This window comes from Methylorubrum salsuginis, from assembly GCF_900114375.1.
Lineage (GTDB): Bacteria > Pseudomonadota > Alphaproteobacteria > Rhizobiales > Beijerinckiaceae > Methylobacterium > Methylobacterium salsuginis.
In genome coordinates this window covers 109,879-133,654 of sequence record NZ_FOSV01000010.1, presented here as the reverse complement: position 1 = coordinate 133,654, position 23,776 = coordinate 109,879, and the positions used below count along the sequence as shown (strand labels likewise).

General features: G+C 69.9%; 26 protein-coding genes, 1 tRNA gene and 1 pseudogene. 20 read left to right on the top strand and 8 right to left on the bottom strand.

Annotation, left to right across the window (positions count from 1 at the left end; all coding sequences use genetic code 11):
* The first annotated feature begins 237 nt into the window (after positions 1 to 237).
* Positions 238 to 1,533 (top strand): c-type cytochrome, encoded by a 1,296-nt coding sequence (locus tag BM140_RS13640; RefSeq protein WP_091947147.1) that lies wholly within the window; start codon positions 238 to 240, stop codon positions 1,531 to 1,533.
* Between the two features lie 19 nt (positions 1,534 to 1,552).
* On the opposite strand, the gene BM140_RS13635 is transcribed toward BM140_RS13640, so the two are convergent.
* A complete protein-coding gene (locus BM140_RS13635) occupies positions 1,553 to 3,535 on the bottom strand; it encodes a 4Fe-4S binding protein (RefSeq protein ID WP_091947008.1) in 1,983 nt (660 codons plus the stop codon).
* Positions 3,536 to 3,731: 196 nt separating this feature from the next.
* On the opposite strand from BM140_RS13635, the gene BM140_RS13630 reads away from it, so the two are divergent.
* The 12 genes from BM140_RS13630 (at position 3,732) to BM140_RS13575 (ending at position 14,032) form a co-directional block, all read left to right on the top strand.
* Positions 3,732 to 4,481 (top strand): biotin/lipoate--protein ligase family protein, encoded by a 750-nt coding sequence (locus BM140_RS13630; protein ID WP_091947005.1) that lies wholly within the window; start codon positions 3,732 to 3,734, stop codon positions 4,479 to 4,481.
* Positions 4,478 to 5,035 (top strand): DUF6505 family protein, encoded by a 558-nt coding sequence (locus tag BM140_RS13625; RefSeq protein WP_091947002.1) that lies wholly within the window; start codon positions 4,478 to 4,480, stop codon positions 5,033 to 5,035. Before BM140_RS13630 ends, BM140_RS13625 begins: the two co-directional genes overlap by 4 nt.
* A 4-nt stretch (positions 5,036 to 5,039) precedes the next feature.
* On the top strand, positions 5,040 to 6,041 hold the full coding sequence (locus BM140_RS13620) for a DUF6352 family protein (RefSeq protein WP_091946999.1): 1,002 nt from the start codon (positions 5,040 to 5,042) through the stop codon (positions 6,039 to 6,041).
* 9 nt (positions 6,042 to 6,050) lie between these two features.
* Positions 6,051 to 6,557 carry a DUF3305 domain-containing protein gene (locus BM140_RS13615; RefSeq protein WP_091946996.1) on the top strand — a complete coding sequence of 169 codons (507 nt, stop codon included), beginning with the start codon at positions 6,051 to 6,053 and terminating at the stop codon, positions 6,555 to 6,557.
* The gene (locus BM140_RS13610) at positions 6,554 to 7,294 is read left to right on the top strand and encodes a DUF3306 domain-containing protein (RefSeq protein ID WP_091946993.1); all 741 of its coding nucleotides are present in this window, start codon (positions 6,554 to 6,556) and stop codon (positions 7,292 to 7,294) included. Before BM140_RS13615 ends, BM140_RS13610 begins: the two co-directional genes overlap by 4 nt.
* Before the next feature lie 85 nt (positions 7,295 to 7,379).
* On the top strand, positions 7,380 to 8,015 hold the full coding sequence (locus BM140_RS13605; protein WP_091946991.1) for a TorD/DmsD family molecular chaperone: 636 nt from the start codon (positions 7,380 to 7,382) through the stop codon (positions 8,013 to 8,015).
* Positions 8,016 to 8,111: 96 nt separating this feature from the next.
* A complete protein-coding gene (locus BM140_RS13600) occupies positions 8,112 to 8,357 on the top strand; it encodes a formate dehydrogenase (protein ID WP_091946988.1) in 246 nt (81 codons plus the stop codon).
* A gap of 7 nt (positions 8,358 to 8,364) precedes the next feature.
* Positions 8,365 to 11,307, top strand: coding sequence for a formate dehydrogenase subunit alpha (locus BM140_RS13595; RefSeq protein ID WP_091946985.1), 2,943 nt, complete (start codon positions 8,365 to 8,367; stop codon positions 11,305 to 11,307).
* Between the two features lie 18 nt (positions 11,308 to 11,325).
* Positions 11,326 to 11,922: a formate dehydrogenase FDH3 subunit beta gene (gene fdh3B, locus BM140_RS13590; protein WP_003605051.1), complete on the top strand. Its 597-nt coding sequence runs from the start codon at positions 11,326 to 11,328 to the stop codon at positions 11,920 to 11,922.
* A gap of 71 nt (positions 11,923 to 11,993) precedes the next feature.
* Positions 11,994 to 13,019: a formate dehydrogenase subunit gamma gene (locus tag BM140_RS13585; protein ID WP_091946982.1), complete on the top strand. Its 1,026-nt coding sequence runs from the start codon at positions 11,994 to 11,996 to the stop codon at positions 13,017 to 13,019.
* 84 nt (positions 13,020 to 13,103) lie between these two features.
* Positions 13,104 to 13,343, top strand: coding sequence for a hypothetical protein (locus BM140_RS13580; RefSeq protein WP_091946979.1), 240 nt, complete (start codon positions 13,104 to 13,106; stop codon positions 13,341 to 13,343).
* A 38-nt stretch (positions 13,344 to 13,381) separates the two neighbouring features.
* The gene (locus tag BM140_RS13575) at positions 13,382 to 14,032 is read left to right on the top strand and encodes a hypothetical protein (protein WP_091946977.1); all 651 of its coding nucleotides are present in this window, start codon (positions 13,382 to 13,384) and stop codon (positions 14,030 to 14,032) included.
* A 177-nt stretch (positions 14,033 to 14,209) separates the two neighbouring features.
* On the opposite strand, the gene BM140_RS13570 is transcribed toward BM140_RS13575, so the two are convergent.
* Positions 14,210 to 15,202: an SDR family oxidoreductase gene (locus tag BM140_RS13570; RefSeq protein ID WP_091946974.1), complete on the bottom strand. Its 993-nt coding sequence runs from the start codon at positions 15,200 to 15,202 to the stop codon at positions 14,210 to 14,212.
* A gap of 240 nt (positions 15,203 to 15,442) precedes the next feature.
* On the opposite strand from BM140_RS13570, the gene BM140_RS13565 reads away from it, so the two are divergent.
* The gene (locus BM140_RS13565; RefSeq protein ID WP_091946971.1) at positions 15,443 to 16,015 is read left to right on the top strand and encodes a YgjV family protein; all 573 of its coding nucleotides are present in this window, start codon (positions 15,443 to 15,445) and stop codon (positions 16,013 to 16,015) included.
* A gap of 159 nt (positions 16,016 to 16,174) precedes the next feature.
* Here the strand turns inward: BM140_RS13565 and BM140_RS13560 are convergent, their stop codons facing one another.
* Together BM140_RS13560 and BM140_RS13555 are read right to left on the bottom strand one after the other, a co-directional pair.
* The gene (locus BM140_RS13560; RefSeq protein WP_091946968.1) at positions 16,175 to 16,918 is read right to left on the bottom strand and encodes a DUF4336 domain-containing protein; all 744 of its coding nucleotides are present in this window, start codon (positions 16,916 to 16,918) and stop codon (positions 16,175 to 16,177) included.
* Between the two features lie 158 nt (positions 16,919 to 17,076).
* A complete protein-coding gene (locus tag BM140_RS13555; protein ID WP_091946965.1) occupies positions 17,077 to 17,712 on the bottom strand; it encodes an NAD(P)-dependent oxidoreductase in 636 nt (211 codons plus the stop codon).
* Positions 17,713 to 17,887: 175 nt separating this feature from the next.
* Between BM140_RS13555 and BM140_RS13550 the strand changes: the two genes are divergently transcribed.
* Positions 17,888 to 18,496 carry an SOUL family heme-binding protein gene (locus BM140_RS13550; RefSeq protein ID WP_207549460.1) on the top strand — a complete coding sequence of 203 codons (609 nt, stop codon included), beginning with the start codon at positions 17,888 to 17,890 and terminating at the stop codon, positions 18,494 to 18,496.
* On the opposite strand, the gene BM140_RS13545 is transcribed toward BM140_RS13550, so the two are convergent.
* From BM140_RS13545 to BM140_RS13535, 3 genes are all read right to left on the bottom strand, one after another.
* Positions 18,497 to 20,062 (bottom strand): CYTH and CHAD domain-containing protein, encoded by a 1,566-nt coding sequence (locus BM140_RS13545; RefSeq protein WP_091946962.1) that lies wholly within the window; start codon positions 20,060 to 20,062, stop codon positions 18,497 to 18,499.
* 663 nt (positions 20,063 to 20,725) lie between these two features.
* Positions 20,726 to 20,947: a hypothetical protein gene (locus tag BM140_RS13540; protein ID WP_091946959.1), complete on the bottom strand. Its 222-nt coding sequence runs from the start codon at positions 20,945 to 20,947 to the stop codon at positions 20,726 to 20,728.
* A gap of 62 nt (positions 20,948 to 21,009) precedes the next feature.
* Positions 21,010 to 21,621: a PRC-barrel domain-containing protein gene (locus tag BM140_RS13535; RefSeq protein WP_091946955.1), complete on the bottom strand. Its 612-nt coding sequence runs from the start codon at positions 21,619 to 21,621 to the stop codon at positions 21,010 to 21,012.
* A gap of 218 nt (positions 21,622 to 21,839) precedes the next feature.
* Between BM140_RS13535 and BM140_RS25160 the strand changes: the two are divergent.
* The 5 genes and pseudogenes from BM140_RS25160 to BM140_RS13515 all read left to right on the top strand — a co-directional run.
* Positions 21,840 to 21,983: pseudogene (locus BM140_RS25160) on the top strand (IS5/IS1182 family transposase); the annotation flags it as partial.
* A 319-nt stretch (positions 21,984 to 22,302) separates the two neighbouring features.
* A tRNA-Thr gene (locus BM140_RS13530) sits at positions 22,303 to 22,377 on the top strand.
* A 92-nt stretch (positions 22,378 to 22,469) separates the two neighbouring features.
* Positions 22,470 to 22,733 (top strand): hypothetical protein, encoded by a 264-nt coding sequence (locus BM140_RS13525; protein WP_091946952.1) that lies wholly within the window; start codon positions 22,470 to 22,472, stop codon positions 22,731 to 22,733.
* Positions 22,730 to 22,924, top strand: coding sequence for a hypothetical protein (locus BM140_RS13520; protein ID WP_091946949.1), 195 nt, complete (start codon positions 22,730 to 22,732; stop codon positions 22,922 to 22,924). Before BM140_RS13525 ends, BM140_RS13520 begins: the two co-directional genes overlap by 4 nt.
* Before the next feature lie 343 nt (positions 22,925 to 23,267).
* Entirely contained in the window at positions 23,268 to 23,474 is a 207-nt protein-coding gene (locus BM140_RS13515; protein ID WP_091946946.1) for a hypothetical protein, read from the top strand.
* Between the two features lie 16 nt (positions 23,475 to 23,490).
* On the opposite strand, the gene BM140_RS25900 is transcribed toward BM140_RS13515, so the two are convergent.
* Positions 23,491 to 23,634 carry a hypothetical protein gene (locus BM140_RS25900; protein ID WP_165616464.1) on the bottom strand — a complete coding sequence of 48 codons (144 nt, stop codon included), beginning with the start codon at positions 23,632 to 23,634 and terminating at the stop codon, positions 23,491 to 23,493.
* Positions 23,635 to 23,776 lie beyond the last annotated feature (142 nt).

The window sequence follows — 23,776 nt, the reverse complement described above, 5'->3', positions numbered from 1 at the left end:
TTTTCGAATCCACGGCCCGTTGTCGGGGATGACCTTGACAGTTTTTCGCGCAACGGGTGTCGCGATCAAGGCAGCTTGGCAGTTTCGTGCCGGGATGGACGGTGCTGCGGGGACGATCCGGCTCGCCCGATCCCGTCCCGAACCATGCGATGACTTGAGACATCGCGGCCCACCCCCGGCGCGCAGACAGGCGGAGGGGCGCTCGCTATGGTCCGGCGCCTCTCGCTCCGAGCCGCCATGCCCTTGCGTATCCTGAACATCTCGATCGCTGCCTTCCTGGCTAGCCTCTCGGCCGCCCTCCTCGCCGGGCCGGCAAGCGCCCAGCTGCGCGGCCATGGCGGGCCGGTGCGGGCGCTCGCCGTCACCGGCGACGGGCGGCTCGCGATCTCCGGCGGGTTCGATCAAGCGGCCATCGTCTGGGGACTCGATACCGGCACGGCACTCTCGGTGCTGCGTTTCCACGAGGGGGCGGTGAATGCCGTGGCGGTGCTGCCGGACGGGCGCTTCGCCAGCGCCTCGGAGGACGGGCGCATCGCCCTGTGGCGGCTCGGGCTGCCGGAGCCCGAGCGGGTGCTGGAGGGCCATGCCGGCCCGGTCGTGGGCCTCGCGGTCTCGCCCGATGGCCAAACCCTCGCCTCCGCCGCCTGGGACGGCACCGCCCGGCTCTGGCCCCTGGCCGGCGGTTCAGGCCCCGTGCTGGAGGGCCACAAGGGCAACGTCAACGCCGTCGCCTTCCTGCCCGACGGGCGTGCGGTCACGGCCGGCGCCGATGCCACCGTGCGGGTCTGGTCGGCCGCAGGAGAGCCGGCGACGAACGTCACCCTGCCGAGCGCGCTGAGCACGCTCGCGGTCGCCCCCGACGGCACCATCGCCGCCGCCGGGGCGGACGCCACGGTGCGGTTCCTTGATGCAGTGGGCGAGATCCGAGCTTCCGTCGAACTCGGGCCGGCCCCGGTGATCGCGCTCGCGCTCTCGCCGGACGGCACCCGGCTCGCCGCCGCGGGGGCGGGCGGCACGGTGTCGGTGATCGAGCGGCAAACCACGAAAATCCTCTACACCCTGGTCGGGCCCGGCCTGCCGGTCTGGTCGGTGGCGTGGCGGCCGGACGGGTCGGAACTCCTCACCGGCGGCGGCGACCGCCTCGTGCGCCGCTGGGACGCCGCGACCGGCGCCCCGATCGGCCCGCTCGCCATGCCGCGCCCGGCCGATACCCTCGCGGCCTTCCACGGTGAGCGCGGCGCCGAGGTGTTTCGCGCCTGCGTGGCCTGCCATTCCCTGAAGCCCGACGAGGGCCCCCGCGCCGGTCCGACGCTCGCCGGACTCTTCGGCCGCCGCATCGCCAGCCTGCCGGACTACCGCTACTCGGACGCGCTCAAGCGCATGGACATCGTCTGGACGCCCGAGACCGTGGCCCGCCTGTTCGAGGTCGGGCCGGCCCGCTACACGCCGGGCACGCGGATGCCGGAGCAGACGATCAACAGCGCCGAAGACCGCGACGCGCTGGTGCGGTTCCTGGAGAAGGCAACACGGTGAGGGGCGATACCCCGTCCCGTCAGGACGCCGACCCACCGGCCTCCCGCTCTCTTAAATAATCCTCGGTCGTGCGCGGCTTGGCCCGCTCCGGCGCATGCGGATCGAAGCCCTGGTTCAGCGCCGCCTCGACGCGGCAATCGTCGCACATCATCAGCGAGCGGATGCGGGCCTCGCCGGCTTCGCCCGTGAACATCCAGTGGCGATCACGCAGCTTGTCGATCACCCGCTCGATGCTGGAGCGGGTGCCGAACGGCTTGGCGCAGGTGATGCAGGCGAACGGCTCTTCCTCCTTCACAACACGACGCGGCGCAGCCCAGGCGGAAAAGTCGATCTGCGGCTTGAGGTCGATCACGTCCTCCGGGCAGGTCGCGGCGCAGAGCCCGCACTGGACGCAGAGGCTCTCCTCGAACGCGAGCAGCGGGCGATCCGTGCTGTCGGTGAGGGCATGGGTCGGGCAAGCGCCGACGCAGGAGAGGCAGAGCGTGCAGTCGTCGGTGCGGAAGGTCAGCCCGCCGAACGGTGCGCCGGCGGCGAGCGGCACGGCCTCGACCGGGGTGGGCGCGGCGGCATGCATCTCGCGGAAGGCGAGGCGCAGCATCTCGCGCTTGCCCCCGTCCGGCACGAAGCCCGCGGGTGCGACCGCCGTCCGGCCGGGCGTGACGCTCCGCAAGGCGGCGCCGAGGGCGTCGGGGTCGTCGGTCTCGATCAGGGCGACGAGGCCGGCGCCGTAGCCCAAAGCGGTCGCCAGCGTGTCGGCAAGGGCGAGATTGCGGTGCAGGCCATCGAGATCGTGCTTGGGCCGGGCACGCGCCAGCAGCCGCACGCAAGCGGCGCCGTAGGCGAACAGAGCCGCGAACACTTCGGGGCCGAGTTGCGTCACCTCGTTGACCCGCACCGGCAGGACGTTGGCCGGCAAACCGTCGCCGTAGCGGCCCAGCGCGTCGATCATCGGCTCGCCGTGCTCGCCGTCGTGGAACAGCACGACGGCGTCCGTCCCGCCCGCCGCCCGGTAGGCGCGCATCAGCACCCGCAGGCGCCGCATCAGCGCGTCCGCCGGGGGGAGGGCGTAGCCGGCCGCGCCCGTCGGGCAGATTGCGGCGCAGCTGCCGCAGCCGGCGCAGACATACGGATCGATCGCCACGCTGTCGCCGGCCGAGGCGATGGCGCCGGTGGGGCAGACATCGAGGCAGCGGGTGCAGCCGGTGATGCGCGAGCGCGAATGGGCGCAGAGTTCGGCGCGGAAATTGACGAAGCGGGTCTTGTCGTATTCGCCGACGAGATGGGACGCGGCCGTGACCGCCCGCTCGACCGCGGCCGGATCGCGCGGGTCGGCTCGCAGGTAGCCGCTGCGGAGTTCGTGGGCGGGAAACAGCGGCGTGCCGCCGGTGAGGTCGATCACGAGATCGCAGGTCGAGGTCGCACCGTCGCGGGTCGCGCCGAAATCGAGTTGCGTGCGGGAAGAAGGGCTGGGCAGCGCGTAATCGTCGATGCGCAGTTCGAATGCGCCGAGATGGCCCTTGGCCGTCCGCACCGTGCCCTTGAGGATCGGGAACTCGTTGCGGTGGAGCGGGGCGACCGCGCCGGGGCGCGAGAGCAGCACCGTCACGTCGAGATGCTCGGCAAGCCGCTTGCCCGCCTCAACCGCGACCTCGTCGCGGCCGTAGATCAGGGCGACGCCGCCGCTCTCCATCGGTACCGTGCCGGCGGTGGGCAGCGGCTCGGCGGCGACGGCGAGCAAAGCGGCCATCTTCGGGCCGGAGCGGGCGGCGTCCGACGACCAGCCGGCGGTCTCGCGGATCTTGGCGTAGGTGACTTGGCTCCCCGCCCCCATCTCCTCGGCCACCTCGTCGAACAGCGGCGCCTGCAGCGTGCAGGAGACGGTGACGGGCGTCGCGCCGGCGAGCGCCTGCCGGAAGCGGTCGAGTTCGCGCCCGCAGAGCTGGTCGGCGGTGGCGATGCGTCCGCCGCAGCCCTTCTCCAGGGCGGCGGTGTCGAGCGGCATCGTCCTCTCGCAGGAGCAGGCGAACACGAGACGATCGGACACGGGGGAACCTGACTGTTACCGCGGAGGGCGGCCCCTTCGCGCCGGGGCCGGCATTTCATATACTCATATCGTTCCAAACTACGAGCCGACACGCCCGCTCAGGCCGCCCCGCGCTCCGACGACCCGACGCCGCAGCCCTCGAAGACATCCTGTCATGACCCAGCTTTCGGAGGCCCGCCCGGCGGATCTCGTCCTCCCCCCGGCCTTCACCGGCCTCCTGGCCGCGTCCGCCGTCGATGCTCACGACGAGGCCTGCCGTCTGGCGCAGGAGGGCGCCGAGGCCGGTACGCTGCTCCTGGCCGAGTCCGGGGGGACCCTCTCCCTCGCCGTGGTGCTCGCCCCCGACGAGCCCCTGGGGGGCGCTCGCCGCGCGCTGTTTGCCGGGATGTGGGCGCTCATCGAGGCCATCGGCGGCTTCGGCCCGCCGGAGATTCCCGTCGTGGTCTCCTGGCCCGATACCCTGCATTTCAACGAGGCGCGGCTGGCCGGCGGGCGGCTCGGCTGGCCGGAGGGCTGCACGGACGAAGCGGTGCCGGACTGGCTCGTCTTCTCGGCGAGCCTCATCGCCTCGAAGCGCCATGCGGGCGATCCGGGGCTGACGCCGGATTCGACCTCGCTGGAGGAGGAGGGGTTTCCCGCCGACCTCGCGCGGCCGCTCGCCGAGAGTTTTGCGCGGTTCCTCACCAAGGCGTTCGAGATCTGGACCGAGGACGGATTTCAGCACCTCGCCGGGCGTTACCTCGATCATCTCGCCCTGCCGCCCCAGGCCCGGGAGGCGCAGATCGTGGACGACGGCTCCTTACGCCTGACCTTCGCCCCCGGCGTCACCGAGGATCGGCCGCTGCGGCCCGCCCTCGTGCAACCGGCCTGGCGCGATCCCGAGACCGGGACGGTGCGGCTGTGAGCCCTTTCAAGCTGCCGCGCACCCTGCGCCTCGACCCGTCCGACACCTTCGTCTTCACCCATGCGGCCGAGCCCGGCGAATGGGCGGTGACGGGCTCGTTCCTGTTCCTCGATTCCGACCCCGCGGCTCTCACCGGCAAGGCGCGCGCGGCCTTCCGCTCGGGCTTTGCCGGCGTGCGCTCGCTCGGATTCTCGACGCTGGTCGTGGTGAGCGAGGCGAGCGAGGCCGAGCGCGCGGAGGCCGTCGAGACGCTGGCCCGCCATATCCTGGAGCGCTTCGGCGCGCCGGATCTCGCGGCGGCCCGCGGGGCGGCGGAGGAGGAGATCGCCGTGGCGGCCTCGCTCTGCCAGCTCCCGGTCGGCAGTGTCGTGGCGATGCACCGCACGGCGGAAGCCGGCGAAATCCACGAGAATTTCCGCACCCTCCACCAGCGGGCGCCGGGCAGCGACCCGCTCCACGCCCGCGCCTTCCACTTCGTCGAGACCGACGAGGACGAAGTCGAAGAGGACGCCGACCTCGTCGCTCTCCTGCGCGACCCCGCTTCGGGACGATGAGACGATGACCGAGTTCTGGGTTTCGAGCGGCCACCACCTGACGCAGCGCACCGAGGGCGGTGGGCTCGCGGTGACGGACGAGCTGATCCTCGCCTATCTGGCCCGGCCCGAGCTGGTGCCGCCGGAGGAGGCCTGCGAGGCCGAGCGCGCCTTGCACGCCGCGCTGATGGCCGCGCCGCGCCGCCCGGTCTCCCGCGACGACCTGGGACGGATCGCCGACGCGGATGCCCGCGAGAACTGGGAGGTGATGCTGGCCTTCCGCGACCGGCTGCTCACCGCCCGCTCGGTCGAGGCGGCCTATCTCGCGCTGGTGCGGGGCGGGTTGCAGGGCGTGCCGGGGCTGTTTCTGAACCAGCTCTGCCACCTCATCCTGCGCAACGCCCTCGATGGGTGCGAAGACCCGTTCGTACTGCGCGCCGCCGAGCTGTTCTTTCGCCCGCAGCGGGTCAGCCTGCACGAGGGGGCGGTGCTGCTCGCCGACGCGGAGGTGATCGAGGCCCGCGAAGGCTCCGCGCCGCTCTCACCGCTCGTCACCATGCTCGGCAAGGAAGCCGCCAACGAACTCGACGTGCTCAACGACGAGAACGCCTGGACCTATTGGAGCCGCTCGGACGCCTTCACCATGGCGCTCAACCTCGCTGGGACGAAGGCGCGCGACGGGCTCGCCCGCGTCGTCGAGGCCTATATCGGCCATCTCCTGCACGTGCCGGTGCGGGTCGAGCCCCGCGACGGGCTGGAAGATCCGGACTGGCGCTGGTTCGTCGGCCTGGATGCCGAAGCGACGCGGCTGGGCAACGCCCTGTGGAACGGCGAGGCGCCGGATGCGGCCGCCCGCGAGCGCCTGCTCGCGGTCTTCGCCCTGACCTTCGCCGACCCGGCCCGCGTCGATCCGCGGGTCGGCGAGAAGCCGGTCTACCTGCTGCTCGCCATGAACGCCGAGAAGACCGTGACGTTGAAGCCCCATAACCTCGTCGTCGGCCTGCCGCTCGCCGACCGCGCCGCCTGAGGATCGACCATGACGCCCGAGGATCGCTTCGAGGTCGGCATCATCGTCGCCCGCCGCCGGCTCAAGGGACCGTGGGCCACCCATGCCTGGATGCCGGTGGCCGCCCTTCCGGCGGCGCCCGCCGCACCCGCTTGGACCCAGCTCGGCGAGACCGAGGACGAGGCGACCTTCTATGCCGGCGCCTACGAGGTCACGCTGCACGTGGCCGAGACCGCGCATTACCGCGACAACCTCGTCTCGGGCCGCCCCTCGCTCTGGGTCGCGCTCCGCGCCACCGGTGAGGAGACCTACGAGATCGCCACCGTCACCGCCGATCCCTACGAGGGCGAGGCGATGGCCGAGGGCATCGGCGAGATCGTCGAGGCGGTGCCGATGCCGCCCGAGATCCAGGCCAAGCTGCTCGCCTTCTTCGAGGCGTTCCACATCGAGCGCACCTTCGAGAAGCGCAAGCGCGACCGCGCCGACCCGGAAGCGTTGGCCCGCCGCGCCCGGATCGAGGCGGGGAGGGGGGAATGAGCGACGGCTTCCTCTCCCGCTGGGCCCGCCGCAAGGAGGCGGTGAAGGCCGCGGAGCAGAATGTGGCGCAGGACGCGCCTGTCCTCTCCCCCTTGTGGGGAGGGGTTCGGGGTGGGGGTGGTGCAGAAGGCACCGCCCTGGTTCCTCCTGAACCACCCCCATCGCCTCCCTCCTCCCCACAGGGGGGAGGAGAGGCGCCCGATCATGAGGCCGTGGCGCTCGGCGAACCCCGCCCGCCTTCGGAAGGCGACGCCGAGAACCCGCTCGCGGACCTCCCGTCCCTCGACGCCTTTACCCCCGACACCGACCTCACGCCGTTCCTGCGCAGCGGCGTCCCCGCCGCCCTGCGCAACGCGGCTTTGCGGCGGATGTGGTCGCTCGATCCCTCGATCCGCGACTTCGTCAGCGAGGCGCGGGAATACGCCTATGACTGGAACACGCCCGGCGGCGTACCGGGGCTCGGGCCGCTGCTGCCGGGCGACGACGTGAAGGCGATGCTCGGCCGCCTGTTCCGCGATCCCGCGGAGACCGAGCCCGAGCCCGAGTCCCCCGAAAAGGCGCCTGAGCCGGAGCCCGCCGAGCCGCAGGCCGCGGCCGTCGCGCAAGCTGATGGCGACAGTACGCTTCCGGAACCCGCGCCTGCACCGGAAATCATCGCCGCTGCGCCCGTTTCCGTGCCGAATCCGCCGCGCTCCGAGCCGCGCCTGCGGCGTCACGGAGGCGCGATCCCCACCTGAAAGCGGTGAAATTTGATTGCGGCCAACACAAACGCTTTTTATTATCGATCCAAACAAGCGGTCCCGGGCTGGGTCCGGAGGGACGGTGGGTTCGGTGGCGTCGGTGTTGGGATTGACCGAGGGAGCGGCGTCGGGGGCGGCCCCCGTGATCGACGACGTCGATCAGCTGCGCGCCCGGCATTACGACCTGCTGGCGACCCTGCTCGGCCGCGCCCCCGATGTGGCTCTGCTCGATGCGCTCAGGGAGCTTGAGGGCGGGGAGGGCATCCTCGGTCGTCATCGCGCCGAACTGAGCCGGGCGGCCGCCACGACCTCGGCGCATGCCGTCGAACGCGAGTTCTTCGCGCTGTTCGTCGGCGTCGGCCGGGGCGAGCTTTTGCCCTACGCTTCCTACTATCTCACCGGCTTCCTCAACGAGCGCCCGCTCGCCCGCGTGCGCGAGGACTTCGCCGCCCTCGGCATCGAGCGCGACGAGACCGTGAGCGAGCCGGAGGATCACCTCGCGATCCTCCTCGACGTGATGGCGGGCCTCGCCGCCGGGCGGTTCGATGCCGCGCCCGACATGCCGGCGCGCTTCTTCGCCCGGCACGTCGCGCCCTGGGCGCACCGCTTCTTCGCCGACCTCGAAGGGGCGAAGGCGGCACGCTTCTACCGGACGGTCGGCGCACTCGGCCGGACCTTCATCGAGATCGAGACCGAAGCCTTCGCGATGGAAGGCTGACGGCCTCGGCACTCGCGGATCATCGCCGCGGCGACGCGGAACTCGAACACCATGCGGACGGATCATCCCGAGATGAGCCGCCAGGGAGACAGGACGATGGGACAGGACGGGAAGACGCTCGGTCGCCGACAGTTCTTCCGGGCGCTCGGCGGCAGCACGGTGGCGGCCGCCGCCGCGGTCGCCTCGCCGATGGGGGCGACCGAGGCGCAGGCCTACGATCCGGGCAACGACGAGACCAAGGGGCGCTACCGCGAGAGCGACCACGTCAAGGCGTTCTACCGCACCAACGGGTACGAGACGTTGAAGAAGAACATGGACCCGGCGTCCACGGGCACGAAGTGAGGCGGCGATGCTGATCAAGCGTAAAGTCGGCGAGGCCTCTCGCTCCAAGCATCAGGCGGTGGCTGCGGGCCTCGCCGCGGGCGTGCTCGACCGGCGCGCCTTCCTGCGCCGCTCCGGCCTCACGGCGGGCGCGCTCGCGGCCGCCGGCACGATCCAGCTCGGCGCGGTGCGCAAGGCCCAGGCCGCGGGCTCCTCGGCGGTCGGACCGGACACGGTCATCAAGAAGAACGTCTGCACCCACTGCTCGGTGGGCTGCACGGTGACGGCGGAAGTCGTCAACGGCGTCTGGGTCGGCCAGGAGCCGTCCTATGCCAGCCCGATCAACCGCGGCACGCACTGCGCCAAGGGCGCGGCCATCCGCGAGCTGGTCTCGTCGGATCGCCGCCTCAAGTACCCGATGAAGCTCGAAGGCGGGCAGTGGAAGCGCATCTCGTGGGATCAGGCCTACGAGGAGATCGGCGACAAGCTGCTCGCCATCCGTGAGAAGAACGGCGCGGATTCGGTCTACTGGCTCGGTTCGGCCAAGTTCACCAACGAGGCCTCCTACCTGATGCGCAAGTTCGCGGCCCTGTGGGGCACGAACTCGATCGACCATCAGGCGCGCATCTGCCACTCGACCACGGTGGCGGGCGTGGCCAACACCTGGGGCTACGGCGCCCAGACCAACAGCTACAACGACATCCGCAACGCCAAGACAATGATCGTGCTCGGTGGCAACCCGGCGGAGGCGCATCCGGTCTCGCTCCAGCACGTGCTGTCGGGCAAGGAGATCAACCGCGCGAACATGATCGTCATCGATCCGCGCTTCACCCGCACCGCCGCGCACGCCACCGAATACGTCCGCATCCGCTCGGGCACCGACATCCCGGTGGTGTGGGGCATCCTGTGGCACATCTTCCAGAATGGCTGGGAGGACAAGGAGTTCATCGCCCAGCGCGTCTACGCGATGGACGACGTGCGCAAGGAAGTCGCCAAGTGGACGCCCGACGAGGTCGAGCGGGTCTCCGGCGTGCCCGGCGAGCAGCTCAAGCGCGTCGCGGAAAAGTTCGCCAAGGAGAAGCCCGCGACGCTGATCTGGTGCATGGGCGCGACCCAGCACACGGTCGGCACGGCCAACGTGCGCGCGCTCTGCATCCTGTGTCTGGCCACCGGCAACGTCGGCAAGCCGGGCACCGGCGCCAACATCTTCCGCGGCCACACCAACGTGCAGGGCGCCACCGATCTCGGCCTCGATGTGACGACGCTGCCGCTCTATTACGGCCTCGTCGAGGGCGGCTGGCGGCATTGGGCCCGCGTCTGGGACGTGCCCTACGAGTGGCTGCAATCGCGCTTCGATGAAGTCCCGGCGCAGGCCGGCCGCAAGGCCCGCTCGCGCAAGGAGAACATGGAAGCGCCGGGCATCACCTCGACCCGCTGGTTCGATGCCGTGAACCTGCCGCCGGAGCAGATCGACCAGAGGAGCCCGATCAAGGCCTTCATGGTGTTCGGCCACGGCGGCAACACCGTCACCCGCATGCCCGAGGCGATCGAGGGCATGAACAAGCTCGAACTCCTGGTCGTCGCCGACCCGCACCCGACCACCTTCGCGGCGCTCGATGCCCGGCAGGACAACACCTACCTCCTGCCGATCTGCACCTCGCTGGAGATGGACGGCTCGCGTACGGCCTCGAACCGCTCGATCCAGTGGGGCGAGCAGATCGTCAAGCCGGCCTTCGAGTCGAAGAACGACTACGAGGTGCTCTACCGGCTCGCGACCAAGCTCGGCTTTGCCGACAAGCTGTGCAAGAACATCAAGGTCGAGAACGGCGTCCCGGTCGCCGAGGACATCCTCCGCGAGATCAACCGCGGCGGCTGGTCGACGGGCTATTGCGGCCAGTCGCCGGAGCGGCTGAAGGCGCATATGCGCAACCAGCACAAGTTCGACCTCATCACCCTTCGCGCGCCGAAGGACGATCCGGAGGTCGGCGGCGATTATTACGGCCTGCCCTGGCCGTGCTGGGGCAAGCCCGAGCTGCGCCATCCGGGTTCGGCGATCCTCTACAACACCAACATGCTCGTGAAGGAAGGCGGCGGCACCTTCCGGGCCCGGTTCGGGACGGAGCGCAACGGCCAGACCCTGCTTGCCGAGGATTCCTTCTCCAAGGGCTCGGACCTGACCGACGGCTACCCGGAATTCACCTTCGGGGTGTTCAAGAAGCTCGGCTGGGACAAGGACCTGACCGACGAGGAGCGCGCCACGATCCTCAAGATCGGCGGCGAGAAGCCCGACACCGTGAGCTGGGCCACCGACCTGTCGGGCGGCATCCAGCGCGTGTGCCTGGAGCACGGCGTCTCGCCCTTCGGCAACGGCAAGGCCCGGGCCAATGCCTGGAACCTGCCCGACCCGGTGCCGGTCCACCGCGAGCCGATCTACTCGCCGCGGCCCGACCTCGTGGCGAAGTACCCGACCCGGCCCGACGAGCGTCAGCTGCGCGTGCCGAATATCGGCCTCACGGTCCAGAAGGCGGTGGCCGAGCGCAACATCGCTAAGGACTTCCCGATCATCCTCACCTCCGGTCGCCTCGTCGAATACGAGGGCGGCGGCGAGGAGACCCGGTCGAACCCCTGGCTCGCCGAATTGCAGCAGGACATGTTCGTCGAGATCAACACCGGTGACGCCGCCGAGCGCGGCATCAAGGACGGACAGTTCGTCTGGGTCTACGGCCCGGAGAACAAGTCCAAGACCAAGGTGAAGGCGCTGGTGACCGACCGGGTCGGCAAGGGCGTGGCCTTCATGCCGTTCCACTTCTCCGGGTGGTACCAGGGCAAGGACATGCGCGACTACTACCCGAAGGGCACCGATCCGGTGGTGCTCGGCGAGAGCGTGAACACCGTGACCACCTACGGCTTCGATCCTGTGACGGGCATGCAGGAGACGAAGTGTACCCTGTGCCAGATCCAGGCTGCGTGACGAGGAGCGACCCGAACCATGGCCCGGATGAAGTTCCTCTGCGACGCGGATCGCTGCATCGAGTGCAACGCCTGCGTCACCGCCTGTAAGAACGAGCACGAGGTGCCGTGGGGCATCAACCGTCGCCGCGTCGTGACGCTGAACGACGGCAAGCCCGGCGAGCGCTCGGTCTCGATGGCCTGCATGCACTGCACCGACGCGCCCTGCGCGGCGGTGTGCCCGGTGAACTGCTTCTACACCACCGCCGACGCGGTCGTGCTTCACTCGAAGGACATCTGCATCGGCTGCGGCTACTGCTTCTACGCCTGCCCGTTCGGCGCCCCGCAATATCCGCGAGTCGGCAACTTCGGTTCGCGCGGCAAGATGGACAAGTGCACCTACTGCTCGGGCGGCCCCGAGCCCGACTTCTCGACCGCCGAGTACGAGAAGTACGGCTCGAACCGCCTCGCCGAGGGCAAGCTGCCGCTCTGCGCCGAGATGTGCTCGACCAAGGCGCTGCTGGCGGGTGACGGCGAGATGATCGCCGAGATCTACAAGCAGCGGGTGATCAAGCGCGGCTACGGCTCCGGCGCCTGGGGCTGGAAGACGGCCTACCGCGAGACCGTCGCGATCTGATCCGGCGCCGCGGGTTTTTTCCCATCGCCCGCGGCTCCTCACCGAAAGACGCCCGGAAAGGAACGACGCCGATGCGGCGGGCAACGACCCTCTTCAGCACCCTCCTCGTGGCGGCGACGCTGGGCGTCGCCGCGCCCGCTTTCGCGCAGAGCCCGATCCAGGCCGACGGCGTGAACCCGATGGGCGCGCGGCCGACCGCGGATTCGGTCAACGAGGAATTTCTGTTCAAGCAGTCGGACAAGATCCAGGGCCGGATCTCGATCCCCGACCGCAAGGCCGCCAATCTGATCCAGCCGCAGGGCCGCGAATACCAGAACTTCCGCGAGGGCTGGCTGCCGTGGATCGGCGCGCTCGTCATCCTCGGCATGCTCGCCGCGCTTGGGCTCTTCTTCCTGTTCCGCGGCCGGATCAAGATGGAGCACAGCCAGGAATCCGGAAAGAAGATCCTGCGCTTCAACGCCTTCGAGCGCTTCACCCACTGGATGACGGCGACCTGCTTCATCATCCTGTCGCTGTCGGGCCTGAACTACATCTTCGGCAAGCGCCTGCTGATGCCGCTGATTGGCCCCGACGCCTTCGGCGCGCTGGCGCAGTGGGCGAAGTACAGCCACGTCTACCTCGCGTGGCCGTTCATGCTCGGCGTCGCCTTCATGTTCGTCCTCTGGATCAAGGACAACATCCCGAACAAGGTCGACATCGCGTGGCTCAAGGCCGGCGGCGGCCTGATCGGCAGGGGCCATCCCCATGCCGCCCGCTTCAACGCCGGCCAGAAGGGCGTGTTCTGGATGGTCGCGGGCTTCGGCGCCGCCATGAGCGTCACCGGCCTGATGATGATCTTCCCCTTCGCGCTCACCGACATCAACGGGATGCAGCTGATGCAGGTGGTCCACTCGGTGATCGGCATCGTCTTCATCGCGGGCATCCTGGCCCACATCTATATCGGCTCGCTCGGCATGGAGGGCGCCTACGACGCCATGGGCAGCGGCAAGGTCGATCTCGCCTGGGCGCGGGCCCACCACGACCTCTGGGTCGAGCAGGAGCAGGCCCGCACCGCCAGCGGCCCGCAGCTCAAGGGCCATCCGGCGCCCGCCGAGTGATTGTAAGGGGCGGCGGAAACCCGCCGTCCCGGCCAGCCGTTTTCGAACTGGAGCCGTCCGGCTCCCTCGGGAAGAACCGCCTCCATGAAAGCCTTCGCCGCCGCCGTGATCGCCGCCGTCACCCTCGGAGTGCTGGCGATGTTCGCGCTCACCAGCAGCCAGAAATTCGCGTATCAGGCCTTCGCGACCTCCGGCGCCCGGGTATCCGAGCCCGGCACCAACCTCGTCGGCCCGCGCTGGAACGGCGCGCCGCGCCCCGACGAGTTCGAGTCCGAGCCGCACGGCAAGGCCGAGGGCGAGGGCTCGAGCCCGAAACGGTCGTGAGCCCGTTCGCACTTCGATCCGCCTCAGGAGAGCGCCCGATGACCTCGTCCTCCCTCGCCCGTCGTCTGGCGGCCGGCATCGGCGCCTTCGCGCTCTCCGTCGGCCTCGCCGCGGCGCAGGATGCGGCGCCGGCACCCGCCGCGCCCGAGCCCGGCAAGCCGGCCAACCTGTGCCAGGAACTGGTCGCCTTCGTGAAGCAGCCCGAGCCCGCCAAGGCCGCCGCCACGACCCCGCCGCAGCAGGCCACGGCCGTCTCGAATCCTTCCGGCAAGACCGAGGGCGGCAAGCCATCGGAGGCCGGCGGCACCGCCAGCCCCGCCGGCCTCAGCGGGACCGCCACCGCGAGCGGACCGAAATCGGAAGCCAATCGTCCGGCGGAAGGCAAGCCTGCGGACGCGAAGCCGGCGGACCCGCAGACGGCCGCGACCGTGCCGAACGCCGCGACCAACCCGGCCACCGACCCGCGCGCCCGCGCCAACGCCGAAGCCAAGGTGCCCCCGGGCCCCGGCACGCCCGCCCCCGGCCCGAAGCCGGACCCGGCCACGATCGAGAAGATCGAGACGGCCGCCGCCGCCAATGATCAGGCTACCTGCCGCGCCGCCGCCCGCTCGATGCGCGTTGCGGGCGTGGTCATGCCGCCGCCGCTGCTGGCGCTGTCGGCGCTCGATCCGAAGTATTTCCAGCAGTAACGCGGCTCTGGGCCAACAGGATAGGGCAATCTCCTCCCCCTTGTGGGGAGGGGAGGAGGTGGGGTGGTGCAGAAGGTACCGCTCCTGCCTCATCCTGAACCACCCCCACCCCGAAACCCTCCCCACAAGGGGAGGGGACACGCGCCGTGATCCGGCTCGGTCGGTTTCGACTGATGATCACGGCCGCCGCCGTCCCCCCATCGCCAAGGCCGCGACCGTCGCCGCCACGCCGATCCCCAGTGCCGACGAGGCCAGCGGGTGGAGGCTCGCCCGCGTGTAGGCGCTGGTGCGCTGGACGTATCCCGGCTGGTCGCCGCGCTCGCGGCCGGCGTTGCGCGGGCGGTGCAGCGCCCCTTCCGGTTCGCGCGGCGGGTCTTTCCGCTTCTGCATCGCGATGATCGCGGGCGCCAACTGGTCGAAGGCGCCCGGCGCGAACTCCTTGCCCGCCGTGAACAGCTTGCCGCCGCCACCGACGACGATGTCGCGCACGGGATGCTCGGCGGCGTGCAGGATCGCCCGCGCCACCTCCTCCGGCGGGTAGACCGGGGGCGGCAGCATCGGCTCGCGGTCCATGTAGTTGCGGGCGCGGGCCGGCAGCGGCGTGTCGATCGAGGCGGGCTTGACCAGCGTCACCGAGACCGGCGCCCCTTCCGCGATCAGCTCCATCCGCAGGGTATCGGTAAAACCCTTCACCCCGTGTTTCGAGGCGGCGTAGAGCCCCTGGAACGGGAAGGCGAGGTCGGAGGCGATGCTGCCGACATTGATCAGCGCGCCGCCCCGCGCCCGCAGATGCTCGGCGGCCACCAGCGCGCCGTTGACCGTGCCCCAGAAATTGGTGCGGATCAGCCGCTCGTGGTCGTCTTGGGCGATCTCCCGCAGCGGCCCGTAGACCGTCAGCCCGGCGACGTTCACCCAGGTGTCGATGCTCCCGAACGTCGCCACCGCCCGCTCGGCGAGGTTTTCGATGTCGCGCCGCTCGCCGACATCGGTGACGACGGCGAGCGCGCGGGGCCCGATCTCGCGAACGATCTCGTCCAGTACGGCACCGCTGCGGGCGGCGAGCACGACGCGGGCGCCCCGGCGCGCCGCCCGGCGGGCGGTGGCGAGGCCGATGCCGCTGGAGGCCCCGGTGACGACGACGACCTGATCGCGGAGTGGCTTCAATCTCACGGGCGCATGTCCTCGCGCGGCAGGGGGGCTGGTCGGATCGTCCGTCCGATTCCTGCCGGGGAACCGCCTTTTCGCCGCCCCTGTTCCGGGCGATGCGGCGGCGCCACGCCCTTCGGCGCACGCACATTCCGTTAACCACCGCTTCACCGTCCGATCCGAGCGGATCGGTGCGGAACCGGCGCTTGCGCGCGCCGAAGTCCGGCCCGAACGCACTCATCCCCTCAGCAAAAGCACAAGACCATGACCGCCGCGGATCTCGGCTCTCTCCTGTCGAACGCCGTCCTGCCTCATCTCGACATCTTCGGAGCCTTGGGGCTCTGCCTCGGCTTCACTTCGGGCATCATGCCCCGGCGTGACCTGATCCTCGCCGCGGCGGCGGCCTGCTCGGTCTGCTTCGCCCTGCATTACGGGCATCTGGGCGCCTATACCGGCACGGCGATGTGCGTCGTCTCCGCGATGCAGAGCCTCGTCGCCGCCCTCGCCATGGGAGAGGGCCGCCGCCCGGCCTGGATCGTGCCGCTGTTTGCCGGCTCCAGCCTGCTCGCCGCCGGGCTGACGCTCGCCACGTGGAACGGCTGGCCCTCGGCCTGCGCCGGCATCGGCGCCCTGCTCGCGACGCTGGCCCGTCTTCAGGCGTCGCCGCAGGCGATGCGCCGGCTGTTCTTCGCCGCCTCCTCTTGCTGGGCCGCCCACAACCTTCTCGTCGGCTCGGTCTTCGGCCTGACCGGCGATTGCCTGACGCTCTCGGCGCTGGCCTTCGCGCTGATGCGCGGCGCCCGGCTCCGCACCGCGCCCGTACCGGCGGCCGCCTAGCGCATCGTCCTGGGCATCGGCACAAGGACGATCCTCTACATCCTTGTGCCGCAATGGGTTTTTCCGAAAGCCGGAAACCATCCTGCGGGACGATGCTCTCCGTTATTGGGCCGCATCGTCGTCGTCCGAAAGCCGGAAACCACCTTTCGGGACGATGCTCTAACGCAGCAGCCAACGTAACGAACGCCGCAGGGCGGGCGTCGCGTCGCGCTCGAACCATGCGCCGTGGGCGAACAGCACCCGCTGCGGCGCGAGTGCCACGAGGGCGGCGGCTGCCCGCGAGGCGGCCCGCCCGCCGAGGCGCACGGTGAGCCGCAGGTAGATCGGCGCCCGCCCGTCCGGGGCGGTCGCACCCGCGAGCCGCATCGGCAGCCGCAGGTGCCACGGGAGCTTGTGCGGTTCGAGATTCAGCACGAGGTCGGTGAGGATCAGGCTGCGCGAGGGGGCGTGAAAGAACGCGACCTCGCGAAAGCGCAGGCCCCCGGGCACCACGGTCTGCCGGATGTCGCTGGCCCAGTCCTCCGGGCTCTGCTCGCCGAGATCGCGGTCGAGCCTCAGATCGCCCGCCTCGACCTTGCGGCGCACCTGTCCGCGATGGCGCAGGTTCGGCGCGGCCCAGGTGACGGCCTCCGGAAAGCGCCGCTGCCAACCGGCGAGGAAGGTCCAATGGGCGATGTTGGGCGCGACCAAGTGGCGGACCGGGCCGATCGCCTCGATCGTGCGGGCCAGTCCCTCGTCGAACCGCGTCGGCGAATGCAGCCAGACCGTACCGTCGGACAGCTTCACGACGGTCATTCGCACCGGCAGCGGGAGCGAGCCGGAGAGCGGGCCGCTATCGACGATCCAGAGATCGGCCGCGACCGGCTTCAGGGTGTCGAGGGGCGGATAGGTGGTGTCGGTCAAGGGCGGTTGCCGTGAAAGCGTATCGGCTCTCCGGGATGAACGCTCTCCGATCCCGCGTCCACAACATCGGATCGCTTCGACGGCTCGACGAAGCGGCACGGCGACCGCCCGACGCCTCGATATGTCGCGCGGCGACTTCGATCCTCCGGGGCCGGCGCTCAGCCGACCAGCACCACCGCCTGCCGGACATGGGCCGGTTGCCCGATCTCCCCTGCGATGAAATCCGCCACGTCGGCGCGGGAGACGAGGCCGTTGCGCCAGGATGTCGGATCGGCCAGCACCTTGTAGCGCCCGGTGGCGGCGCCCGGCGTCAGCACGCCGGGGCGCACGAAGGTCCAGTCCAGCCCGCTCTTGCGGATGCGCATCTCCTGCGCGTCCTTGTCGTCGTAGGCGCGTCCGAAGACGAGGCGGAACGGAACCCGCTGCAACAGGCCGATCGCCGCCCGGCTGTCGCCGGTGCCGAAGCCGGTGACCGCAATGATACGGCGGATTCCGGCCCGCTCCATGGCCGGCACGAGCCGATTGGTCGCCTCCGAGAACAGGCTGACGGGACCGAGAAGCTTCGAGGCCGGGACGCCGAGCGCCTGAACCACGACATCGATCCCCTCCAGCGCGGCGACGACGTCGCCGGAATCCAGCGCGTTGCCGGTAAAGCGCTCCAGGCCGGGATCGGAGATCGCGATGTCGGCGGCCGAACGGGCGAAGGCGCGCACGCGGTGCCCGGCCTTGAGCGCCGCCTTCACGGTCTCAAGGCCGATGCCCTTGCTGGCGCCGATGACGAGGACGTGGGTCACATTCACCTCTCGCGTGCCGACCGACGACAAGCGTCGAAACGGTCGGTCGGTGCCATGCGATACGCCGACCGACCCCGCGGCATTCCGGCCCGCCCGAGGCGGGAACGGCATCCGATATCCGATCTTTTCGTGTTCGCGCGGCCCAGAACGGGCGCGAGTCTCCGGAAGCGGCCTCGTGGAAAAATTCGTCTACTATCTTGTCACCTTTCTCGAATCGGCTCTGTCCGTCGTCGGCATCCGGGCGACCTACGAGGAGCCGCGCTACGCCGTGGTCGAGCGACTGGACCGGGGCGTCGAGGTTCGGGCCTACGAGCCCCGCACCGCCGTCGAGACCGACGCGAGGGGCCAGCAGGACGGCGCGGCGTTCGGGCGGCTTTTCCGCTACATCACCGGCGCCAACACGGGCGAGGCGCGCATCGCCATGACGACGCCGGTCGAGACCGGTGGGCGGATGATCGCCATGACGATCCCGGTCGAGCAGGGCGCGGGCGGGACGATGCGGTTCTACCTGCCGCACAAGGTCGTCGAGGCCGGCGCGCCGGAGCCGACCGAGCCCGGTCTACGGATCGTCCGCATCCCGTCCGAGCGGCTGGCGGTGCTGCGCTTCTCCGGGAGCGCCGAACCGGAGGCGCGGCGGCGGCAAGCCGAGATCCTGACGCGGGTGCTCGACGCCGCGGGGAAACGGGCGGCGGGACCGCCCTTCTTCATGGGATACGATCCGCCCTTCTCGATCCCGTTCCTGCGCCGCAACGAGGTCGCGGTGCGGCTATCGCCGGACACCTGATCAGCGCCAGAACGGGCGCACCTCCAACAGGTCCGCATGCGCCTGCGCGGCCTCCTCCAAGAGGGTCCGCGCGCGGGCCTCGACATCGGCGGCGACGAGGCCGGCGGAGAACAGGGCCGCGGCCGGATCGGGGAAATCGTCCGCGGTCCGCCGTTCCGGCGGGACCAGATCGGCGCCGATCTCGTGCGCCGTGGCGATGTCGTTGAGCGCGCCGAGACGATCCTGCAACGCGGCGAGCGCCGTCACGAACGCCTTGTGGCGCCGGCGAGCCTTGCCCTCGGTGTAGAGCCCGGCAAAGAACTCGGCGCCGTAGCGCAGCTTCTTCGCCTCGATCCGCACCCGGTGGCGCTCCTCCGGCTCCAGCCGGTCGAGACGGCGCCCGCGCCGCTTGATCCGCCGGCGCAGGCGCTCCAGCACCTCGGCTGCGAATTCCTCCGCCGGGCGGCTGCGCTCGGTCTTCGCCGCGCGGCGCCAGGGCCCGGCCTCGATCCAGGCGACGAGGTCGATGATCAGACCGCGCCAGGCCGCGCTGTCGAGGATCGCCAGCACCGCCGTCGCGGCGCGTTCGCGCTCGGCCCCGAGCAGGGCGCGCAGTTCGTGCAGGCCGGCCTCGTCGGGCCGCCGCTCGATTTCGGGGGCCAGGGTCTCGTCGAGGAAGACATCGAGATTGCGTGCCCGGCCGAACGGCTCGGTGACGCGCTTGATCTCGTCGCGCAGGGTCGCGGCGGCCGGGTCGGCGGCGAAGAGCGGCCGGAACAGGGTGAAGGCCGAGCGCAGGCGCCGCAAGGCGACGCGGATCTGATGGAGCGCCTCCGGGTCGCGGGTGTCGAGAAACACCGCTTCGTTGAGGCGTAAGTGGCGCAGGCAGGCCCGGGCCACGGCCGTGAAAGCCTCGCCCGCATCGGCGCCGGGATCGAGCGGCACCCGTTCCGCCTTGCTCGGACGGTCGAGGCGTCCGGCCAGAGCCGCCTCGCCACGCTCGCCCTTCGCCAGCGCCCCGAGGCGCAAGGGCACGGTCTCGACGAGCGCCTGGGCCAGGGCGAAGAGATCGGCCGGGTCGCCCTCGGTGAGTTCGAGTTCCGCCTCGCAGACCGGCACCGCGCCGCCGGGCGTCTCGATGCGGCCGCGGTCGAGCGTCACCGCGATGGCCGAGGCGCCGTAGCGGATCGGCCGCATCACCCGCTCGATCACGGTGGAGAAGCGGGCCGCGATCTCCGGTTCGCCGGCCCGTTCCAGCACCTTGCCCGCGGGCGTGTCGTCGAGGGCGGCGCGGTCGGGCGCCGGGCCGGCGATCGCCTGCTCCCACTCGGCCCGGTCGAACAGCCCGGCGCCCTGCGCCTGGGCCTTCACGGTCTGGATCACGCGCTCGCCGCCGGGGCCGGTCTCGCGACGCACCCGCAGCGACAGGCCGGCGGCGCGCAGGTCGCCCGCATCGGTGTCGTAATAGGTGGCGCGCAGCGCAATCGTGCGCTCGTCGGTCGAGGGCAGCAGCGGATGGAGGTTCAGCGCCGCCAGGTCGGCCGCGTCGCAATCCAGCTTCAGCTCGATTTCCCGCGCGGCGGTCATGTGGTGAGGCGTTCCCCGAGGCGCTTCATCCGATCACGGACAAGCTCGGTGTTTCGTTTAGAGCATCGGCCCGAAAGGTGGGAACCAGCTTTCGGAAAAAAGCCGATGCGGTCCGATACCAGAGAGCATCGGGTCGCCGGCCCGGCCATCCTCCACCACTGGATTTGGAGCAGGAAAAGGGGCGGTGCAGCCGACAAAGGCCGCGCCGCCCCATGAAGAGCTAAGGTTCCGTGATCGCAATCGGTGCCCGAATGCTATGCTGCACCGGGCATGTATCCATCGACGGCCGAGGAACGGCCCCCTCAAATCGAGCGCGGCTACAAACCCGGCGACCCGAGGAAAAACCTCAAGTAGCTAAGTGGGCGGCTTGGCGCGAGAATTTTCTACTTCAGGATTCATTATCCGTCAACGCGCGGCGGTCGGCAGGAGGCGGCTTCGGAACCGCACCGCGCATTCGAAGGTCAGGCGCAATGCAAGTCGAGGCGTCGGCCAGCAACGGCCTCGGTCGTCGGAGGCAGGGCGAAACACAGCATCGTGATCCGCGGCCGTCGCGTGGGAAACTTAGAGCATCGGTCCGAAAGGTGCGGAGCGGCTTTCGGAAAAAAGCCGATGCGGCACAAGAACGGAGAGCGTCGTCCTGGATCCGATATCCAGGACGACGCTCTAGCGCCGCCTGCGGGCGACGAGCCAAAGGCCCAGCACCGCGAGCGCGATCAGCAGGCTCAGCCAGACCCAATTGAAATCCGTCGCGGCGGCGTTCACCGCGGCCGAGTTCGAGCCGGACGGGCCGGATTCCGGAATGGGCGGCGCCGGGTTGGTCTGCTGGGCGAGGGCCCGATGCAGGCTCACGGTCCAGATCACGGCGGCGGTGGCGATGGGGCGCATGCGATGTCCCGGTCTGGCGAGGGATGGACGGCACGTCCCGGATCGGCATGCGCCGCTCCGCATCAGTTGCCCTTGAGGCTGAAGGCCGGGGCGTCCTGAAGCTGCGCCTTGGTCAGGCGCACTTCGGCGTGGACGATCTTGTCGCCGGCCAGCACCGTGGCGGGGTGCTTCGACGGGCGCGCGGCCTCGACCGAGCCGGTGGCGTCCGTCACGCGGTCGCTGTGCTGGTTCTGGACGGCGCCGAGTACCTCGCGCGTCGTCTGCGAACCCGGCATCGTATCCGGCGTCGCCTTGTCGGCGGCCGCCTGGCTTGGCGCGGAATCCACTTTCACCACCGAGGACGGACCGCTGGTGAGCGAGACATCGCCCGTGTTCCACGCGAATTCCTCGAACGGCACCGCCACCGATTTCTCGCCGACCCCCAGAAATCCACCGACGCCGATCACCACCGCGCGGATCTGGCCCGACCCGTCGATCAGCAGATCCTCGATCTCGCCGACGCGGACATGGTCCATGCCGATCACCGGCACGCCGACGAACTTCGCGCCGCTCAGCGTCCCCGTCGGCGCCTTGGCGAGGAAGGGCGCGTGACTCTGGGCGAAGGCCGGCACGGCGATGGGCAGCGCGAGAGCGAGGCTCAGAGCAAGGGCAAGGCGGGTGGCGTTGGAACGCACGTCGGCGTCTCCGAAGTCGATGGATCGGCAAGGTCCTGCACCAACGTCAGAAACGCCGTCGCAGTTCACCGAGATCGATCGGAGGGTTCGGGCATCGGCCCGAACGGGGGGAGCCGGCTTCCGGAAAAAGTCGCTGTGGCACAGAAGCTTAGAGCGTGTTATGAACGGGTTGAAAAGCGTCACCTTGAGGGGGGATGCCGCTTGATCGCCCCGCCTGACTGTCCGACGTGTCCGATGAGGAATAGGCGCTGTTGGCGCTCGACCTCGCGCTCCTGCGGGAGGTTCGGCCCAGCGCGACCACGACCTGCGCGAGGTGTTCAACGGGCTGCGCACCGTCGTTGAAGACGGAGGCGCCGTGGCGGTGCCAACGCGCCCGAACAAAAAGCTCGCTTCCGACTGCCAGCGCCCTGGGCCTATGCCTTTTGCAACGCTGCATGATTGGCCAAAGTCGAGCTCAGGCTTCGCTCGACGCTTCGCCTGACGCCCAGGCCCGCTTTGCGCGGCGCTCAACGTTCCGAGCCTACGGCCGTGCCTCCTGCGGGCGCAGGATGTGACGTTTATACCGCCGATCCGGTCGCCTCGATTTTCCTGACCCCGAACCGCGGCAGGAGCGTTGCCAAGCGCGATTTGATCCGCTAATGCCCCCTCACGTTCGGCGCAGGCAGCGCCCGCCGGACCCGCGCTGCGGTAGCTCAGTGGTAGAGCACCTCATTGGTAATGAGGAGGTCGAGAGTTCAATCCTCTCTCGCAGCACCATTCATCTCAACGACTTAGCTGACAATTTATGAAGTGCTTGCAGGTTCGCTAGAACCCGTGGTGCTCCGCTGAACCTGTCGATAGGTTCAGCCATGGCCGAATCCTCCCCCACCGTCTCCGACCTCTTCAAGGCCAAGGCCGTCACCGACGACCACGTGAGCCGGCTCGTGCGGGCGGCGCTTGAGGGTCAGGCGGACCGGGTCTCGCCCGCCGACGGCTACGTGGTCGATCTCGGCGCGGCAGTGGAGGCCAGCGCGTTCGCGAAATCGGTGCTGGGCGACAAGGACAGCGAGCCGGCGGCGCGGCGCAGCGCGGTCCGGACGGCGATCCTGTTGGCGCGGGCGGAGAAGGCGTGAGCAAGATCGGCGACTTGTCCGCGACGCCGGTGGACGCGCTCACGTCCGAGGAGCTTCAGGAGATCGCCCGCCGCATCGAGCGGCGCCGCGAAACCGGGCTCGCCATCCCTTGTGAGCGGATCGATCTATACGCAGAGGCGCTGCGGGCCTTGGCGCGAGAGCGGGCCAAGGTGACGGAAGACGTGACGTGACGACCCCAGAACCGCCCGGCGACGCCTTCGAACAATACCTCGCCGAGGTCGAGCGCGCACATCCGCGGAATTAGGCAGCAAGCTCACTCAGGGGATTGGCACGACGTTCCGGTAGGGGGACCTTCACGCATCGGTGACGACGGCTTGGTTGTTAGCGCCGCCGTCGAAGCGTTACAGTGCGGCAACGCTGTCATCTGCCCCATTTCGACAGCGCCAACCTCCAGAGCTCGCCCTTCGTGGCGCGCTTCTTTTTAGCGGTTGGTTGGGGGCAACTGCTTCTGCCGAACAAGCTTGGCTCACCGGCATCGAGACGCGGTCCAATAACCTATGTTATGGGTCCGCCATGAACGCCACCGCCGCATACTTCCGTGAGAAGGCTGACCTGTTCCGTGGATTGGCGGACCTTCTCGACGGTCAGGATGATCGTATCGTCGCCCAACTCCGCACAATGGCCGACGATTTCGACGCGCACGCGGACACGCTAGAGAGACAGGTTGTGAGAGAGGCGGCGCACCTTTCGCACGATGAAGAGGTGCCTCAGCTTCACTAAGGCCTGCGCGATCTGGTCAACACCGGGTCGGCGGGTCCCAACGGATTGCCTTGCCGCCCCGACGCAGATAGGTCGGGCCCTCAGCCGAGCGCGAGAACAGCACCGTCAGCGATATCAGCGCAGCCGCCAGCATCGCGGCCAGGAAAATCTCAAACGTCATGACGCCCACCCCCTGCCGGTCATTGCCGGCTTGGGGCGATTATTGCCGCGTCTGTGACAGATGCAAGCTGCCCCAGCGGGAGTGGTCGCGCTCACGGGTGGGGCTTGGTGGCGATGCTGCATAATACCAGACTATTGCGAGG

Bases quoted from the DNA above. Each gene is read 5' to 3' on its own strand.
- BM140_RS13640 (WP_091947147.1), top strand. From the start codon at position 238: ATGCCCTTGCGTATCCTGAACATCTCGATCGCTGCCTTCCTGGCTAGC.
- BM140_RS13635 (WP_091947008.1), bottom strand. From the start codon at position 3,535: ATGCCGCTCGACACCGCCGCCCTGGAGAAGGGCTGCGGCGGACGCATC.
- BM140_RS13630 (WP_091947005.1), top strand. From the start codon at position 3,732: ATGACCCAGCTTTCGGAGGCCCGCCCGGCGGATCTCGTCCTCCCCCCG.
- BM140_RS13620 (WP_091946999.1), top strand. From the start codon at position 5,040: ATGACCGAGTTCTGGGTTTCGAGCGGCCACCACCTGACGCAGCGCACC.
- BM140_RS13615 (WP_091946996.1), top strand. From the start codon at position 6,051: ATGACGCCCGAGGATCGCTTCGAGGTCGGCATCATCGTCGCCCGCCGC.
- BM140_RS13610 (WP_091946993.1), top strand. From the start codon at position 6,554: ATGAGCGACGGCTTCCTCTCCCGCTGGGCCCGCCGCAAGGAGGCGGTG.
- BM140_RS13600 (WP_091946988.1), top strand. From the start codon at position 8,112: ATGGGACAGGACGGGAAGACGCTCGGTCGCCGACAGTTCTTCCGGGCG.
- BM140_RS13595 (WP_091946985.1), top strand. From the start codon at position 8,365: ATGCTGATCAAGCGTAAAGTCGGCGAGGCCTCTCGCTCCAAGCATCAG.
- fdh3B (WP_003605051.1), top strand. From the start codon at position 11,326: ATGGCCCGGATGAAGTTCCTCTGCGACGCGGATCGCTGCATCGAGTGC.
- BM140_RS13585 (WP_091946982.1), top strand. From the start codon at position 11,994: ATGCGGCGGGCAACGACCCTCTTCAGCACCCTCCTCGTGGCGGCGACG.
- BM140_RS13580 (WP_091946979.1), top strand. From the start codon at position 13,104: ATGAAAGCCTTCGCCGCCGCCGTGATCGCCGCCGTCACCCTCGGAGTG.
- BM140_RS13575 (WP_091946977.1), top strand. From the start codon at position 13,382: ATGACCTCGTCCTCCCTCGCCCGTCGTCTGGCGGCCGGCATCGGCGCC.
- BM140_RS13565 (WP_091946971.1), top strand. From the start codon at position 15,443: ATGACCGCCGCGGATCTCGGCTCTCTCCTGTCGAACGCCGTCCTGCCT.
- BM140_RS13545 (WP_091946962.1), bottom strand. From the start codon at position 20,062: ATGACCGCCGCGCGGGAAATCGAGCTGAAGCTGGATTGCGACGCGGCC.
- BM140_RS13540 (WP_091946959.1), bottom strand. From the start codon at position 20,947: ATGCGCCCCATCGCCACCGCCGCCGTGATCTGGACCGTGAGCCTGCAT.
- BM140_RS13525 (WP_091946952.1), top strand. From the start codon at position 22,470: ATGGCCGAATCCTCCCCCACCGTCTCCGACCTCTTCAAGGCCAAGGCC.
- BM140_RS13515 (WP_091946946.1), top strand. From the start codon at position 23,268: ATGAACGCCACCGCCGCATACTTCCGTGAGAAGGCTGACCTGTTCCGT.
- BM140_RS25900 (WP_165616464.1), bottom strand. From the start codon at position 23,634: ATGACGTTTGAGATTTTCCTGGCCGCGATGCTGGCGGCTGCGCTGATA.